Below are 16338 nucleotides of genomic sequence, written 5' to 3' on the forward strand. Positions count from 1 at the left end.
GTGGCAGGAGGAGCTGTGGCACGAGCGATCTGGAGCGGAGCCCTCAACTTCGGCCTTGTGACGGTGCCCGTCGAGCTGTACAGCGCCACCCAGGACCACACGATCCACTTCAGGCAGTTCCAGCGCGGAACGTCCGACCGCATCCGGTACCGCAGGGTCAACGAGCGCACGGGTGAGGAAGTGCCGTACGACGAGATCGTCAAGGGCTACGACCTCGGCGGCGACGAGTACGTGATCATCGAACCCGAGGAACTGGACGAGATCGCGCCAGGCCGCTCGAGGACCATCGACATCGACGCCTTCGTGGACCTCGAGGAGATCGATCCGATCTACTTCCAGAAGACCTACTGGCTCGCTCCCGCCAAGGAGGAGTTCGGCAGGGCCTACTCACTGCTCATCGAGGCCATGGCGAAGACCAACAGGGCGGGGCTGGCCAGGTTCGTGATGCGCGGCAAGGAATACATCGCGGCGGTGCGGGCGGGCGACGGCGTCCTGGTGCTCAACACGCTGCTGTTCCCCGAGGACATCAGGGAACCGAGGAAGGAGATCTCCAAACTCCCCGAGGTCGGCCAGGCCAGGGAGAAGGAGGTCGATATGGCCGTCAGCCTCATCGAGTCGATGGCGGAGGACTGGCAGCCCGACGAGTACCGCGACACCTACACGGAGCGGGTCATGCAGCTCATCGAGGACAAGCGGGCAGGCCGCACCGTCACTCCCGCCGAGGAGCCGCGCGAGGCCACGAAGGTGGTTGACCTGTTCGAAGCACTCTCCCGCAGCGTCGAGGGCCGCAAACGCGGTGCGGAGAAACCGGGGAAACCGCGCGAGCGCGCAGGCGAAGCGGAGCGGGAGAAACCCCGCCGTGGCCGCGCCTCGGACAAGAAGGCCGAGGGCGAGGCACCGAAGTCGAAAGGCGCGGCCGGCCCCGACCTTTCGGACCTCACCAAGAGCGAACTCGACCGGATGGCCCGCGATCTCGACGTCAAGGGCCGTTCGAAGATGAACCGAGCCGAGCTGGAGAAGGCGGTCAGGGCCGCGAGCAGGAGGCAGGAGCGGCGTCGCGCCTCGTGAGGTGAGGCGAGCGATCTCGCGTCCGGACATACCGTCCCCGCACGTGGGCCCCTACGATCCTGAGGTGGCAACAGGGCGAGTCTCCACACGGGTGCGTACCGTGCTCCGTGCCAGCCTCGGGTTCGCCACGATCGGCCTGGGTACCAGCTTCTGCGGCGCGGGGCTGGTGTTGCTGCTGTTGTGGTTGCAGGGCCTTCCCGAAGGGCTCGGGCAGGGCCGCTGGATCATTCTCGTGTGCGCGATCGGCTACGTGCTGCTCGCGTTCCTCGTCGGCGCGGTGTGGGCCGCTTACCTCCAGCGGCGAACCGTGGTGTGGTTTCTCGCCGGACGCGGCCCGACCCCTCAGGAGGCGACGAGGGCCCTGCGCATCCCCGTTGACCTCGCCGTGGTCAGCGGCACCCTGTGGGCGGGCGGTGCTGTGTTCTTCGGCGTGCTCACCGCGGTGTTCGGCACCTGGATCGATGCGCTTGCCGTGGTTCTGACGATCGTGCTCGGCGGTCTGGCGACAGTCGGCCTGACCTACCTCGCGGCCGAACGGGTCGCCCGGCCGCTGCTGTCGGCATCACTCACCGTGGCCGGTCCGCGCGGCCCGACCACCGTGCTCACCCGGCTTGTGGTGACCTGGGGGCTGTCCAGCGGCGTCCCACTCGTCGGCGTGCTGTTTCTCGTGCTGCCGCCCAACATCGGCGACACCGATCCCACGTCGAGTCTTCTGGTGCTTTCGCTGATCGGGTTGGTGCTCGGCGCGCTGGCGACGGCGTTGTTCGCGCGAGCGGTGGCCGCGCCGCTCCAGCGGTTGAGGGCGGTGCTCGACGACATTCGCGCAGGCCGCCGTGACGTCGCCGTACCCATCGACGACGCAGGCGAGATCGGCATGCTCCAGACCTCGGTCAACGACCTCGCCACCGGGCTGCGGGAGCAGGAGCGGTTGCGCGACCTCTTCGGGCGCCACGTCGGCGACGACGTCGTCCGGCACGCGCTCGAACACGGCGTCTCGCTGTCCGGCGACATGCGCGAGGTGTGCGCGCTGTTCGTGGACGTGGCCGACTCGACCGCGCTGGCCTCCGAGCTGCCACCGGACGAGGTGGTGCGCAGGCTCAACCGGTTGTTCGAAGTGGTCGTCGCCGCCACCAACAGCAACGGCGGGCTTGTCAACAAGTTCCAGGGCGACGCCGCGCTCTGCGTGTTCGGCGCGCCTGCCCGCCACGCCGATCCCGCGACGTCGGCCCTGCGCACCGCCAGAGCCATCCGCGACGCCGTCCGCGAGCGCGGCGAGCTGGATCTCGGCATCGGGGTAGCCACCGGGCAGGTCTTCGCAGGCCAGCTCGGTTCACGGAGCAGGCTGGAATACACCGTGATCGGCGACGCCGTGAACGAAGCCGCCCGGCTCACCGAGCACGCCAAAGGTGTCCCTGGCAGGGTGCTCGCGAGCGGGCTCACCATCGAGGCGGCCGTGCGATCCGAACGGGACCACTGGACGGAGCACGCGGACATCCACCTGCGTGGCAGGCCCGCACCAACGACGTCCTGGACCGCCTGAAAGCCCCGCTTCGCCCGTCCGGCGCCCGGACTGCGCGCGGTGGTCCCTGACACCGCCTACAGCGGCGCACACTCCAGCTCGGGCCAGCGAAGCACCGTCGAACCCCACGTCAAACCCGCACCGAACGCGGTCACCAGGACGCGGTCGCCGCCGCGCAGCGTTCCATCGACAGCACCGTCCACCATGGCGAGCGGGATCGACGCGGCGCTCGTGTTGCCCGTGTGCCCGATGTTGACGACGAGGCTGTCGGCGGGAAGCCCGAGCTTCTTGGCCGTTGCCGTGAGAATGCGGATGTTGGCCTGGTGCCCGACGAACCGATCGACGTCCGAGGTCGTCCACCCCGCACGCTGGAGCACGGCCTCCGACGAGGCCGCCATCCTGGCCGTCGCGTGCCGGAACACGGTCGGCCCCTGCATCTTCAGGAAGTAGTCGCCCGGATTGTCCGACGTCTTCTGGCGCGACCCACCTGCGGGCACGATGAGCAGGTCGGCGAGCTCACCCTCGCTGTGCAGGTCGAAGGGGCCGACCGCGCCGAGTTCGTCCCGATCGCCCTCGCGGAGCACCACGGCGCCCGCGCCGTCGCCGAAGATAGGAACGGTGGTGCGGTCTTCGGGATCGAGCAGTGTCGTGAAAGCGTCGGCACCGACGAGCAGTATTCGCTTGGCCATACCGCCGGCGATGAACCCGCACGCCGTCGCCAGCGCATAGACGAAGCCGCTGCACACCGCGTTGACATCGAACGCGGCGGCGCCGGAAAGTCCGAGCCTGGCCGCGACCTGCGGGGCGCTCGCAGGGCACACGTGGTCGGGCGTGCTCGTCGCGAGGACGACGGCGTCGATCTCCTCGCCGTACCGGCCTGCGGAGTCCAGCGCCCTCCTGCCGGCTTCCACAGCCATGTCAACCGTGGACGTCCCGGGTGTGACGACGTGGCGAGCGGCGATTCCCGTCCTGGTGCGAATCCACGAGTCCGACGTGTCGAGACGTCGGCTGAGTTCGTCGTTATCGACAACACGAGGCGGCAGCCAGCCACCGAGGCCGGCCAGCACAGCCGCACCTCGCGTGTCCTGTGTGGACACCTGCATTCCTCCACGGGCCGCGACGGGAACAACGAGGGGTGAAACGGCCCGTCTCAACTTCTATGGGCTACCAAAGGGTAAGAGATTTACATGTGATTGTTGTCTCAGCGACCAGCTCCAGTTGGGTGATTGCGGAACGAAACTTACCTAATTAGGGGATAGAACTTCGGACATGACCGTCCTCGGCACCCGCGCCCTCAACCGCGCCCTGCTCGCCCGCCAGTTCCTGCTCGAACGGGCGGAGATACCCGCACTCGACGCGGTGCGGCACCTCGTCGGCATGCAGGCACAGGCTCCGTTCTCGCCGTACTACGGCCTGTGGACCCGGCTCGCGGACTTCCGGCAAGAGGAATTGTCGAACCTGCTGCTCGACCGCGCCGTGGCGCGGCTCGTCTGCCTTCGCGGCACCGTGCACCTCGTCACGGCCGACGACGCACTCGCGCTAAGGGCCTTCACGCAACCGGTGATGGACGCCGACCTGCGGGGCAACACGACCCACACCCCGAGACTCGCCGGGGTGGACCTCGGTGAGCTCACCGCATTGGTCGGCGACGTGCTCGCCGAAGGTCCGCTCGACTACCGGAGACTCGGCCGAAGGCTCGCGCAGCGGTGGCCCGGCGTCGAACCGGCCAGCCTGGTGTTCGCGGCGCGGAACACCCAGCCGCTCGTCCAGGTTCCGCCGAGGGCGGTGTGGGGCCGCAGCGGACTTCCCACCTACGCCGTCGCGCACGACTACCTGGACCGCACGCCGGTCGAGCACCCGGACGTGGAGGAGATCGTCCTCCGCTACCTCGGCGCGTTCGGCCCTGCCACGGTGCGCGACCTCCAGACCTGGTGCGGGCTCACCCGGCTCGCGACAGTGATCGACCGCCTGCGGCCGGTGCTCGCGACCTTCCGCGACGAAGCGGGCCGGGAGCTGTTCGACCTGCCGGGCGCACCGCGTCCCGACCCCGACGTCCCCGCGCCCGCGCGTTTCCTCCCCGACTTCGACAACCTGCTGGTCTCCCACGCCGACCGCACCAGGATCATCAGCGATGACGACCGGCTGCGCATCCGAACCCGCAACGCGATCCAACCCGGCCTCTTCCTCGTGGACGGTTTCGCGGCAGGCCGCTGGAAATTGATCCGCGACAAGAAGCACGCCACGCTGGAGATCGAACCGTTCCGGCCACTGACCCGCGCGGACATACGCGACCTTGAGGACGAGGGCGGGCGCCTGCTGCGCTTCTCCGAAGTGGACGACGGCGACGTCGTGGTGAAGACGCGAAGCTGACGCGCAGGCGGGTGGTGGTGGTGATGCCGGCGCGTCGCTCCCGTCGTTACCGGGGTTGCCGCGGCCGTCGCTACCGGGGGCTGCCGCAGTCCCCGGCCCGCTGGCCCCCGCGCCACTGGTCCTCGTCGCTGTCGCGGCACTCCCCGTGCCACTCGTCGTCGCGCGCCCTCAGTCGCTCCGCGTCCGGCGGGCGCAGCGAGCCGACGACCGCCGTCATCGGCAACTCCACGATCTCGCCGGGGACATCCGGCTCGCTTGGGATCTCGACCGAAACGGGCACCTCGTCCCGTCCCTCCTCCTTGCCTGGAGCCGGTGGGACGACCGAAGGCACCACGGTTCGCAGGGTCGGTTCCACGGACGTGACCACGGAGCTCGTTTCGGGCACCCCGGACGCGGACGGCGGAGTACGCAGGGGCACACCCTGTTCGCCTTCGCGCGGCGCGGGCTCCGCCTGCCGGGGGTTCGGCGCGGCAGGGATGTGCCCTGCCGCAGGGGAGTCGTCAGCGGAACCTCGCGCGACCTCGACCGGATTGCCTTCCCGCTCCTGGGTACCCGTCACGGCGGCCGCCACCATCAGCCCGACCGCCACCATCGCGGCGAACTGGGACCGGAAGGGCCGGAACTGGAAGGCGTCCGGTGGAACGTCGCCGCTGTCATCCGCCAAGCCGTCGTCGAACGTGAGCGGCGCGCTCGCGGAAACGATCCCCGTGCGGTCGAGTACTCCGGCATCGTGCGGCGTGCGGCGCAGGACGTCGGGGGCCATCAGCGTCGTCCCTCCATCAACGGTCCCTCAGCGCGATCACCCACAGCAAGATCGATCTCACTGGTGTCTACCGCGCCGGGCGGTGTCGTGTCATCAGCCGAGCACCGTCTCGCTCCAAGACGACTCGATCGTGTGACACTCTCGGTACATTCGGCCTACCGGCGAACCCCCGCTCGGCCCACAAAGGGCACCCGCCCCCACAGCCTCGGACCAGTTTGCTCTACTGTCCGTCTCGATCATCAAGATTCGCCCGAATGGCGCATCACTTTGGTGGCAGATGGACGTCTTCTTCAAGGGAAGGACCGCACGCGCCACGCGGGCGGCACGGATGGACGGGAGCGTGCCGTGGACAACAACGCTGACAACAACGCCGTACATCAAACCCAGTTCGTGTATCTCAGCGGATGCGAGACAGCCGTGTTGTCCAGGCTGACCTACGCGCCGAGCGCGCCGTTCACCGTCGCGCTCGCCTTCAGGGTGGAGCCCGGCGAGTGGGTCGAGTGGGAGTTCGCCCGCGACCTGCTCATCACCGGCCTCCACGCGCCAGCGGGAATCGGCGACATCCGCATCCGGCCCGACCTTTCGCCGTCCGACGTCGATCTGCTCGTCATCGAGCTGGAGTCGCCGGACGGCTACGCGGCCGTGGAGATCGCGAGGAGCGACGTGACGTCCTTCCTCGACGCCACGCTGTCGCGGGTACCGCTCGGGTACGAGTCGAGGTGGATGGACATCGACGCGGTGATCACCAACCTGACCACCGCGCGTCCCTGAACGACGAGCCCTTAGCCGCAGGCGCCCTTGGCCTTGAGCACCCTGGTGAGTGCCTCGGTGACCCGCTCCTGCGGCAACTCACCGTCGTTCATGGCTGCCTCGAGCCGGTCGAGCACGGGGCCGACGTCGCCGCCGTCCGACCACAGCGGCTGGTCAGCACCCGCCTTCAATGCGAGTAGCACCGCCTCGTCGAGGGTGTAGGTGTCCGAGATGGCCTTCATCGCCCCCAGGTCGTCGGTGAGCACCGCGCCTTCGTAGCCGTAGTCCTCCCGCAGCAGGCGATACGCCGAGGGAGACAGCGAGGCCGGCTGACCCTCGGTGAGGCCGGGAACGTCGAGGTGACCCACCATGACCTCGGTGTCGTCCGGGTAGACACCGAGGTCGTCGTAGGGAACGAGGTCGGACTCGCGGAGGTCGTCCAGCGGCGGCGTCCGCACCAGCCCCTGATGGGAGTCACCGCTGGCCCGGCCGTGCCCGGGGAAGTGTTTGATCACGGGATGGACGCCGGATTCCGAAAGGCCGTGGGCGAACGCGGCGGCGTACTCGGTGGCGACCTGCGGGTCGGCGCTGTACGAACGGTCGCCGATCACCCCGCCTGCGGGGCCGTCGGTGAGGTCAACCACCGGCGCGTAGTCCACCGTGACGCCCAGTTCCCGCAACTGCCTGCCGCGTTCGGCGGCGAGTTCCCGCACTTGATCCGGTGTCATCATGGCCGCCATTTCCCTGGCACTCGGGATGGACCCGACCAGGTCGTCGATGCGCTGGACGCGCCCGCCCTCGTCGTCCACGGCCACGGACACGGGGAGGTCGGCCGCCTCCTGGATCTGTTCCAATGCGCCTCCCGTGAACAGGGCGGTGTCGTTGCCGCCGATGAAGATCCCGCCGACCTGGTCGTCGCGGACGACAGCGACGGCGGCGGCCGGATCGCTCGGGTCCACGCCCACGACGAGGAGTTGCGCCGCGCGTTGCCGGGGCGAAAGTCGCTCGATCACCCCCGCGCATTCCCCGCCCGGCTGCGTGGCCGAGGGTGACGGCTCGGGCGAGCCCTGTGCCGTGCCCGTCTGCCTCGGAGTGGCGGTGTCACGCGTGTTGCCCGCGTTGTCGCCGCCCTCCTGGTCGCCGCCGCACGCCGCCGCGGCCATAGCGGCGACACACATCGCCGCGAGCACCGTTCGCTTCATCACCCCGTCACGCTATCGCCGTCCTCCCCCGCTCGCTCATCGCCCGGCAGGACCGCTGTCCGCCCGTACCGGCGCACGCACTGAACGGTTCCATCCATGCGTTCGACCGTGACCACGGTCGGCCCCTCGCCGCCTGACCCGCGCGCGAGTCGCGCCGCCTCGCGGACGGCGTCCCGCTTGCGGCAGAACCGCGACAGCACGATCCCTTCCCTGCTCACCAACCAGGTCAGCGAGTCGGGCGAGAACCGGAAGACCACGGAGTAGGACGTGCACACGAGCGAACCCCCTCGACTGTTGCAGTTGAGGAATACGCTATCGCCAGAGCAACGCTGTGGCACGTGTGACACACCCCTGTGATAGTGAAAGGGGACGCACGGACAGCAGTGGGCGTGGAGGGCGACGACATGGAAGGCCGGATGGACGCGAGGCGTCTCTACGAGGCGCTCGACGCGGGTCGGCGGGCACGCGACCTCTCGTGGAGGCAGCTCGCCGAACAGGCCGGGGTGAGCCCCTCGCTGCTCAGCAGGATGGGCAACGGCCAGCGGCCTGACCTGGACGGCTTCATCGCCCTCGTGCAGTGGCTCGGAGCGCCTGCCGAGGAGTTCATGGTGTGGCCGGACGGCACCGCGCGGTCAGACAGGCAGCCCTCGCTGGAGACGCAGCTCGCGCTGCTGCTGCGCGCGAGGGACGACCTGAGTGAGGCCGACAGGAACTACCTTCTCGACATCGTGAACGCCACAATGCGGCACATCAAGGCGGACCGAAGGGACAGGTGACGTGGCGCTGCGGCACGGCTTCAAGGCGGAAGCACGGCGGCTCGCCGCCGAGGTGCGCGAGGAGCTCGGCATCCGCACCTTCCAGCCCCTCGACCCGTACGCGCTCGCCCGCCTCTACGGCGTCGAGGTGTTCACCCTCGACGAACCCTGGCTGCCCGCCCGCGCCGCCGCCCACTTCACCGGCCCGGCAGCCGAGTCGTTCTCCGGTGCCCTGATCCGCATCGGCACAGGGTGCGTGATCGTCGAGAACCATGCGCACGAGCGGAACCGGCGGCGCTCGACCGTGGCGCACGAGATGGCCCACGTGATCTTGGAGCACGAGTTCGGTGTGCTGGTCACCAACGGGAGGGCGTGCCGATCCGGCATCGGCACCGCGCACGCCTGCGTGGAGCAGGAGGCCGCGGAGTTGTCGGGCGAGCTGCTGCTCCCGTCCGATGCCGCGCGCACGGCTGCGTTCAGGGGCTGGACCGACGCGAGCGTCGCGCGCTACTTCCGGATCAGCGAGCGAATGGCCAGGTGGCGCATGAACGTCACAGGGGCTCGCCGCATCGCCCTTCGCTCGCGGGAGCGCGGTCCGCAGCCCGTGGCCGCAAGAGCCTGAGGCGGCCGGGAAGTGCGGCAGCCAGGGCGGCCCGCTGGGTTCGGGCCGGATTCAGCCGGATTCAGCCGACGACCTGGCCGGTCGGCCGGGAGACCGACCACGCCAGAGCGTGCGAAGGCCGAGCCTGTGTAGCAACGACGATTGGGCGGTTCGCGAGCGGCTTGAAGCAACGCGCTCGTGGCCGACGGTGCGGCTCGCGACAGCCGGAACCGGGCGGCCGTCGAAGACCGCCCGGCGTGGCCCAGCATCACCGTGTCGCGCCTGCCCTGCTGCCGTGCACGGCGATCGCGTAGATCACCACGATGTCGAGTGCGATCACCACCAGCGCCCACAGCGGGTACGCCGGGATAAACGCGAGGCTCACGACCGCGCTCACCGCCGCCATGGCGATACCCGTGACACGAGCCCACATCTGTCCCGTGAGCAGGCCGAGCCCCGCGGCCACGGCCACGATGCCGAGACCGAAGTGCACCCAGCCCCACGCCGCGAAATCGACGTTGAGGGCGAGACCGGACTCGGTCACGACGTAGAAATCGCTGTTGAAGATCGCGGTCAGTCCCACGATGATGTGGAACGCACCGGCAAGGACCAGCACGGTTGACGCGAACACCGTGCCGCCAGGGACCTGGCCGTACGGCTGCGTGTACTCGTCGGCCCTCTGCCGATACTCGGGCTCCGCTCCGGCACGCTGAGGCGGTACCCGTTCGGTTCCGGTCGCTTCCTGTGCCCTGGACCGCGCCTGTGACGTCTCGCTCATGCTTCCTCCCGCCGACGACACGTTTGTCCTCTCCACGGTGAGCCGGACGATGCGGGTCGCACATCATGCACAGCGGATGAACTTCGGGGCCACCTACTCGCCGAGGTGGGTCTTTGGTCCGTGGTGGCCGGAAGCCCCGCGTCGTTACGTTCGGTTGGACGGCCTCGGCAAGCACCTGCCCTGCGAGGTTCCTCAGGAAAGGTCAAGGGTGAAGCCCACCACGCCACTCGACACGTTCCCCGCCGGGACGGCGGACGCGATGGCGGCGTGCCGGTTCGACGTCCCCGACCTGCCCCGCAACCACGTGCCCCGCACGCGGGCGCTGCACCTGCTCGCCGAGGCGGACCAGGTTCCGCTCGTTGTGGTGGGCGGGCCTGCGGGCACGGGGAAGACCACGCTGGTCGCGGAATGGGTGAAAGCCGAGGGGCGGGCAGGCGACGCCGCCTGGGTCACGTTCGAGGCGAGGGCGACCGACTCGCGCGGGCCCGACGTGTTCTGGGCCTGCCTTGTTCGCTGCCTGACGGAGCTCGGCGTGGCGGTCCCGGCACCGGAAAGCAGCACGCCGGGGTGGTTATCAGCTCTGGCCTCGGCGGTGACCTGCGCGGGACGGCGGCTGACGGTCGTGCTCGACAACCATCACCTCATCGCTGCGGACGTCGCCGAGGACGTCGGCCTGCTGCTGCGCCTGGCGAACGGCAGCCTCCGGCTGGTGTTCTGCGGCAGGGGAGCCCCCGCGCTGCCCCTGTACCAGTACCGGCTGGCAGGCACGGTGGTCGAACTCGGCTTCCGCGAGCTTGCCTTCGACGACCGCGAAGCGGCGGCCCTGCTGAGCGAGCCCGGTGAGCCGCCGCGCCACGCCATGGTCGGCGAGGTGAACGACTATCACGGCGGTTGGGCGGCCGGTCTCGTGCTGTCGGGCCTGCCTTCGCGTGGCGGCACCACCGGTGAGGGCACCGCGCAGGATGCGGCCGGGGACCTCGGTGACATCGACGACTACGTGCGCCGCGAAGTGCTCGATCCACTGCCCGCGCAGGCACGCCGGTTCCTGCTCGGCACCTGCGTGACCGAGCGGTTCGACGCGGAACTGGCGCTCGACCTCGCGGGTGTGGAAGCGGAGGACCTCGTGCGCCTCGCCGAGACATGGGCCTTCGCGCTTCCCGCAGGGGACGGGCACCGCTACCCCGGCGTGTTCCGCGACGCTCTGCGCAGGCAACTCGCCCACTCCGACGCCTCGTTGCGGAAGAACGTGCGGACGACAGCGGGGCGCTGGCTTCACCGCCACGGCGAGCCCGTCGAGGCACTACGGCAGTTCGCGAAGGCCGGTGCCTGGGAGGAGGCGTCGGCACTGCTGATCGAGGAGCAGCTCGTCGCACGGCTGCTTCAGGAAGGGCAGTGCGGCGAACTGCATGCGCTCTGCGCGACCCTCCCTCCCACCGAGAGCAGGGCGGGGCCGGTGGTGAAGGCCGCACTCCGGCTCACGGACGGTGACGTGGCAGGCTGCGCCGACGCGCTGACCGACGTGACGGCAGGCGTGACGGCAGGCGATCCCGCGTTGCGGAGTTGCGTGGCCGCCCTCGACGCAGTGCGGGCGCGGCTGGCTGACGACGCGGACAGCGCACTCGTCTCGGCCGAAGCGGCGTGGCGAGTGCTCGGCGAGAGCACGACGGTCCACTCCGCGCGATCGCTACCGGCGCTCGTCCACCTCGCGCGAGGAGTCGCGCTGCTGCGGCACGGGTCGTTCGACCTCGCCCGCGCCGTGTTCGAGGAACCCGCGCCACCACTCGGCACGCGTCACCTCGCCGTCGTGCACGCCGACCGCCTCGCGCATCTCGCGTTGACGGACGCGCTGGAGGGCTACCTCGCGAGAGCGGAGCAGGCGGCCACCGAGGCGCTCGCGCTGAGCGCACCGCCATCCCCGTTCGGCGCGCACGCGGCTGCGCGGGTCGCGCTCGGCCTCGTGGCGCTCGACCGCTGCGACCCGGAAGCCGCACACAGGCATGCCATGGCGGCAGGATCCGCACGGGAGCCGCTCACCCGCTACCTCGCCCAGCAGGTCATCGCGGGAGTGGAGGCGGCGGAAGGACATCCCACTGCTGCCGCGAGCCGCCTCCACGCCGTGCTCGCGCAGGCCACGGTGACCGACCCATGGGCGGCAGGCCACCTGCGTGTCGAGATCGCGCGCCTCGCCTTACTCGAAGGGAACCCCGGCCTCGCGCTCAACGAACTCGGCCCCCTCGACGGCCCCCGCTCCGGCGCCCATCCCGAAGCCGCGGCGGTGCGGGCCGCCGCCTTCACCCGGCGCGACGAGGACAGCCGCGCACAGCGCGCCCTTGCCGACGTGACCGAGAGCTACTCGCCCCTGCGTCCCCGCGTGGAGGCCCTGCTGGTCGAGGCGGAGCGACGCCTGCGTCATCACTCGCCGTCGCGCGCGGCGACCGCACTGGACGCCTCACTGCGGCTCGCCGAACCGGAACGGCTCCGGTTGCCGTTCCGGCAGGCGGAGCCCGATGTGCGCCACCTGCTCGCCAATGACTCCCTGCGCCATCGGCGCTGGCTCGGCGGTACGGGCGAGGCGAACGGGGCAGGCCCTGTGGAAGCCCTCACGGCCAGGGAACGCGAGGTGCTGGGCCACCTCACCGACCTGCTCACCACCGAGGAGATCGCCGAAGCCATGGTGGTGTCCGTCAACACCGTCCGCACGCACGTGCGTGGCATCCTCCGCAAGCTCGGGGTCAACCGGCGCTACGCCGCCGTCCGCAGGGCGAGGGAACTCGGGCTGCTCGACGAATGATCGGACACGTGCGGCCCGAACGGCGTGCCGATCACGCTCACTGCTCGCGCGGCAGCGTCCACAGGTGGACGCTCGCCCCGTCCTCCGAAACCGTGTACCACGCTCCCGGCCCGGCCGAGTGGGGCGCTCCCTGCACGGGAAACGGGTAGCCGAGCCTGCCACGCACACTCATCGTGCGTGGCTCGACGAGCCAGTGGCGCGCGTTCTTCCCTTCGAAACCGGCCACAACCGTGTCGTCGTAGGGAAACGCCGCCTCGTATTCCCAGCGTTCGCGGTCGGCGGCTCCACCGTCCGAACCGGACACGACCTGCTCGGCGCCCAGACTCCGCGATCCGCCGCCGTCCTCGGCAACCGGGTGCAGGTAGAGCGACCACTGACCGGGGTCCGTGGTCACGAAATACTCCCCCGAGGGGCTCACGTCGAGGAGGACCTCTTCGTCGAACCGGCGGATCGTCACCGTCGCACCGTCCCAGTGTCCCCACAGCACCGGCGAGTTCTCCTCCCCTCCGAGGATGGTCAGGCCCATGGACGCGGAGTCCGGATGAGGGAAGTGGATGGAGCCCGAACCCACGGTGTCCGTCGCGGCCCTGCCCAGCACCGTGCCGTTCGTGGAGTCGAGAACGAGCCACTCCTCCTCCGTCTCCTCCCGTGCTGCCGAGCGGACGTGAGCCCACAGCAACGAGCCGTCCGGGGAGAAGGCCGCCGACCCTCTGTCGGCGGAGTCGTGATCGGGGTCCTCTGCGTACTCGGAGAACGAGGAGTGAGCCTCCGTGCACACGGCGGCGGACCAGCAACCGTGCCGGATCTCCCACCGCACGGCGCCGGTCGGCTCGCCGGCGTCCACGGCCCTGAGCGCGTGGACGCCGGCGAACACGGCGAGATCTCCTCCGGGGGCGACCGCGACCGAGCCGTAGCGGCGAGGCCACGGCGCGGGGAAGCGGGTCTGCCGTCCCTCACCGTCGAGTTCACGCACCACCAGCTCGGTATCCCCGCGTTGCACCAGCACCCTGCCCCCCGGCCCGTGCAGTACCTGCGGAGCGTCCGCCGAGCCGGGTTCCAGCGGAGCCTCGACGGTGGCGAGGAGACTGGCGGTGACCTCTCGGGCGGCATCATGTGGCACCCGCGCATGTTTTCACAGGTCCGCGCCGCCCACGCATCGCGCGGTGCCGTCGCTGAACTCCCGGCTTCCCCACCGCATGCGGCAGGTCCTCGTCACACAACCGAGCCACACCCGGGGAACATCTCGACACCATCATGGAGTTTGTACTAACGTACTAATTGTACGAACGTCCAAACATCATCGCGGGAGGCATGGAATGACACCGGGAACCGCCGGAAGAGCGGGCCGCAGGGAATGGGCCGGTCTCGGCGTCCTAGCCCTGCCGACCGTGCTGCTCGGCCTTGACGTCACCCTGCTCTACCAGGCGGTGCCCGTCCTGGCCGTGGATCTGCGTCCCAGCGGAACCCAGACGCTGTGGATCATGGACGCCTACGGTCTGCTGATCGCGGGCTTCCTGATCACCATGGGATCGCTGGCGGACCGTTTCGGGCATCGCCGGATGCTGATCGTCGGAACCCTGGCCTTCGGCGCGATGTCCGTCGTCGCGGCGTTCTCGGTCAACGCGGGCATGCTCATCGCCGCGAGAGCCGCGCTCGGCATCGCGGGCGCGACCCTGATGCCGTCCACACTCGCGCTGGTGCGAACCATGTTCACCGATCCACGCCAGCGAGGAGTGGCGATCGGAATCTGGGCGACGATGTTCGCGCTGGGCATGGCGGCAGGGCCCGTCGTGGGAGGAGCGCTCCTCGAACACTTCTGGTGGGGCTCGGCCTTCCTCGTCGCGCTCCCCGTCGTCGGAGTCGTGGTCCTGCTCGCCCCGATCCTGCTGCCGGAGCACCGCACGCCTCACGAGGGCCGCATCGACCTGGTCAGCGTGGCGCTCTCCCTCGGCGCGATGCTTCCGCTGGTCTACACGGTGAAGCACCTGGCGGCCGACGGTGTTCAGCCGCTGACACTGGCGCTTCTCGCGGGCGGCCTGCTCTGCGCCGTCCTGTTCACGAGGCGGCAACGGAAACTCGCCGAGCCGCTGCTCGATCTCGGCCTGCTCAGGAACAGGGCGCTGGCCTCGGCACTCACCGTGCTGCTGCTCGGGCTCGTCACCGTCGGCGGCGTGATGTACGTGGTGACGCAGTACCTCCAGCTCGTTGACGGGCTGAGCCCCTTCGCGGCAGGAGCCTGGCTCGGCCCACCGGCCCTGATGATGTTCGTGGCCGCGATCGTCGCGCCACTGGTCGCGCGCCGCTTCGCTCCCGGCCACGTCGTCGCGGGGGCACTTGGCCTTTCCGCGATCGGCCACATCCTGCTGACCCAGGTGGACGGCCCCGGCCGGACGTTGCTCGCCGTGTCCGGTTTCGGGCTCGTCTACCTCGGGCTCGGTGCCATCGCCGCGCTCGGCACCGACCTCGTGGTCGGCGCGGCGCCACAGGGCAAGGCGGGATCGGCCGCCGCGCTGTCGGAGACCGTCCAGGAACTCGGTATCGCCGTTGGGGTCGCCTTCCTCGGCACGCTCACCACGGCCGTCTACCGAGGCCAGGTCGCCGACCACCTGCCCGCGGACCTGCCGAACGCGGCCGAGGCGGCCGTCCGGGAAAGCCTCGCCGAGGCCACCGCGATCTCGCTTCCCGAACAACTGCTGGCTCAGGCGAAACTCGCGTTCACGTCCGGGCTCAACGCGACCGCTGTCGTCGCCTGCGTCATCACCGTGGCCGTGGCCGTCCTCGCGGCCACCACGCTCCGTCACTCCCCCGCAGAGGAACCCGACAACGCGGACGCACCGCTCGACGCGAGGCACGGATAGAGCCGGTCGGCCGCGGACCGACGGATATGGTGTTGGCGTGGGTCAGCAGGCGGCGAAGCGGGAGAGTCCCCCGGGCACCGATGGCAGGCGTGCCCGGGGCGAGCGGCGCAAGGCCGAGATCATCGACGCCACGCTGCGGGTCGTCGAGCGTGACGGCGCGGACGGCGTGACCCACCGCAGTGTCGCCCGCGAAGCCGATGTCCCCCCCGGCCTGCTCACGTATTACTTCGCCAGCCTCGAAGAACTACTCGTCGCGGCGCTGTCCGCCGTGGCCGACGAGTACGTGGCACAGCTGGAAGAGATCGCCGCGAGCGCCGACCCGCTGACCGGGTTCGCCGAACTCATCGCCAGCACGGGCACCACAGGCCGCTGCCGCGCCGTCGCGGAACGCGAACTGTCCACATTGGCCGCCCGCCGTCCCGCGCTGCGGCCGAAGGCCCGCTACTGGCGGGAGGCGGTCAACGATATCGGCCTGCGGTACACGTCCGACCCGATGCACGTCGAGGCGCTGGTCGCCGCGGCGGACGGGCTCTGCGCGGCGATCCTGCTGGAATACGCCGATCCGGACCCGGAGCACATCAGGGCCGTGCTGGCCCGCGCGCTCGGTGTATCGCCCGCCGACGACTGACGCGCGCGACCGGCGCGGTAACACCCGCTCCCGCGTTTCCTCCGGCAGCCGCTCACCGGGCCCGCGCCGATTCTCATGCGGTGGTCTCGCCGATCGGCAGCAGTCTCGAAGCCCTGATGAGCTGGTTACCTGACGACTTCGTCCAGCCCTTCCAGCAGCCCCGCTATCTGGGTCGCGACATCTCCTGGGACCACTGACTCACGCTGCCGCGCACCTCGTGACACTTCCGGCGCGGCAACAGAAACGACGCCGGGA

General features: G+C 70.0%; 15 protein-coding genes. 9 read left to right on the forward strand and 6 right to left on the reverse strand.

The genetic code is table 11. The annotated features are described in order from the left end of the window. Positions 1–15: 15 nt before the first annotated feature. Together ku and SACXIDRAFT_RS09090 are read left to right on the forward strand one after the other, a co-directional pair. The gene (gene ku / locus SACXIDRAFT_RS09085) at positions 16–1068 is read left to right on the forward strand and encodes a non-homologous end joining protein Ku (RefSeq protein ID WP_006238254.1); all 1053 of its coding nucleotides are present in this window, start codon (positions 16–18) and stop codon (positions 1066–1068) included. Between the two features lie 64 nt (positions 1069–1132). Beyond that, the gene (locus SACXIDRAFT_RS09090; protein WP_408640377.1) at positions 1133–2608 is read left to right on the forward strand and encodes an adenylate/guanylate cyclase domain-containing protein; all 1476 of its coding nucleotides are present in this window, start codon (positions 1133–1135) and stop codon (positions 2606–2608) included. A 56-nt stretch (positions 2609–2664) separates the two neighbouring features. Here SACXIDRAFT_RS09090 and SACXIDRAFT_RS09095 read toward each other — a convergent pair whose 3' ends face one another. Next, positions 2665–3684, reverse strand: a complete 1020-nt coding sequence (locus tag SACXIDRAFT_RS09095) for a beta-ketoacyl-ACP synthase III (RefSeq protein WP_006238256.1) — start codon at positions 3682–3684, stop codon at positions 2665–2667. 172 nt (positions 3685–3856) lie between these two features. On the opposite strand from SACXIDRAFT_RS09095, the gene SACXIDRAFT_RS09100 reads away from it, so the two are divergent. Next, a complete protein-coding gene (locus SACXIDRAFT_RS09100) occupies positions 3857–4957 on the forward strand; it encodes a winged helix DNA-binding domain-containing protein (protein ID WP_006238257.1) in 1101 nt (366 codons plus the stop codon). 70 nt (positions 4958–5027) lie between these two features. Here the strand turns inward: SACXIDRAFT_RS09100 and SACXIDRAFT_RS09105 are convergent, their stop codons facing one another. Next, on the reverse strand, positions 5028–5720 hold the full coding sequence (locus tag SACXIDRAFT_RS09105; RefSeq protein ID WP_006238258.1) for a hypothetical protein: 693 nt from the start codon (positions 5718–5720) through the stop codon (positions 5028–5030). Positions 5721–6065: 345 nt separating this feature from the next. Between SACXIDRAFT_RS09105 and SACXIDRAFT_RS09110 the strand changes: the two genes are divergently transcribed. Next, complete coding sequence (locus SACXIDRAFT_RS09110; protein WP_006238259.1) at positions 6066–6491, forward strand: SsgA family sporulation/cell division regulator; 426 nt, start codon at positions 6066–6068, stop codon at positions 6489–6491. Positions 6492–6502: 11 nt separating this feature from the next. Here SACXIDRAFT_RS09110 and SACXIDRAFT_RS09115 read toward each other — a convergent pair whose 3' ends face one another. Both SACXIDRAFT_RS09115 and SACXIDRAFT_RS09120 read right to left on the reverse strand, forming a co-directional pair. Further along, positions 6503–7672, reverse strand: a complete 1170-nt coding sequence (locus SACXIDRAFT_RS09115) for a glycoside hydrolase family 3 N-terminal domain-containing protein (RefSeq protein WP_006238260.1) — start codon at positions 7670–7672, stop codon at positions 6503–6505. Next, positions 7672–7947, reverse strand: a complete 276-nt coding sequence (locus tag SACXIDRAFT_RS09120; RefSeq protein WP_006238261.1) for a DUF2188 domain-containing protein — start codon at positions 7945–7947, stop codon at positions 7672–7674. Before SACXIDRAFT_RS09120 ends, SACXIDRAFT_RS09115 begins: the two co-directional genes overlap by 1 nt. A 129-nt stretch (positions 7948–8076) precedes the next feature. On the opposite strand from SACXIDRAFT_RS09120, the gene SACXIDRAFT_RS09125 reads away from it, so the two are divergent. Both SACXIDRAFT_RS09125 and SACXIDRAFT_RS09130 read left to right on the forward strand, forming a co-directional pair. After that, positions 8077–8448, forward strand: a complete 372-nt coding sequence (locus SACXIDRAFT_RS09125; RefSeq protein WP_006238262.1) for a helix-turn-helix domain-containing protein — start codon at positions 8077–8079, stop codon at positions 8446–8448. A 1-nt stretch (position 8449) separates the two neighbouring features. Further along, positions 8450–9049 (forward strand): ImmA/IrrE family metallo-endopeptidase, encoded by a 600-nt coding sequence (locus SACXIDRAFT_RS09130; protein ID WP_006238263.1) that lies wholly within the window; start codon positions 8450–8452, stop codon positions 9047–9049. Between the two features lie 247 nt (positions 9050–9296). Here SACXIDRAFT_RS09130 and SACXIDRAFT_RS09135 read toward each other — a convergent pair whose 3' ends face one another. Then, positions 9297–9806 (reverse strand): DUF7144 family membrane protein, encoded by a 510-nt coding sequence (locus SACXIDRAFT_RS09135; RefSeq protein WP_006238264.1) that lies wholly within the window; start codon positions 9804–9806, stop codon positions 9297–9299. 208 nt (positions 9807–10014) lie between these two features. Here SACXIDRAFT_RS09135 and SACXIDRAFT_RS09140 point away from each other — a divergent pair, with 208 nt between their 5' ends. Next, entirely contained in the window at positions 10015–12597 is a 2583-nt protein-coding gene (locus tag SACXIDRAFT_RS09140) for a LuxR C-terminal-related transcriptional regulator (protein WP_006238265.1), read from the forward strand. A gap of 37 nt (positions 12598–12634) precedes the next feature. On the opposite strand, the gene SACXIDRAFT_RS09145 is transcribed toward SACXIDRAFT_RS09140, so the two are convergent. Then, on the reverse strand, positions 12635–13717 hold the full coding sequence (locus SACXIDRAFT_RS09145; protein ID WP_006238266.1) for a hypothetical protein: 1083 nt from the start codon (positions 13715–13717) through the stop codon (positions 12635–12637). Positions 13718–13913: 196 nt separating this feature from the next. Here SACXIDRAFT_RS09145 and SACXIDRAFT_RS09150 point away from each other — a divergent pair, with 196 nt between their 5' ends. Continuing rightward, on the forward strand, positions 13914–15455 hold the full coding sequence (locus SACXIDRAFT_RS09150) for an MFS transporter (protein ID WP_006238267.1): 1542 nt from the start codon (positions 13914–13916) through the stop codon (positions 15453–15455). Positions 15456–15492: 37 nt separating this feature from the next. Continuing rightward, positions 15493–16083 carry a TetR/AcrR family transcriptional regulator gene (locus SACXIDRAFT_RS09155; protein ID WP_006238268.1) on the forward strand — a complete coding sequence of 197 codons (591 nt, stop codon included), beginning with the start codon at positions 15493–15495 and terminating at the stop codon, positions 16081–16083. Positions 16084–16338: the final 255 nt, after the last annotated feature.

Origin of the sequence: Saccharomonospora xinjiangensis XJ-54 (genome assembly GCF_000258175.1) — a bacterium.
GTDB lineage: Bacteria > Actinomycetota > Actinomycetes > Mycobacteriales > Pseudonocardiaceae > Saccharomonospora > Saccharomonospora xinjiangensis.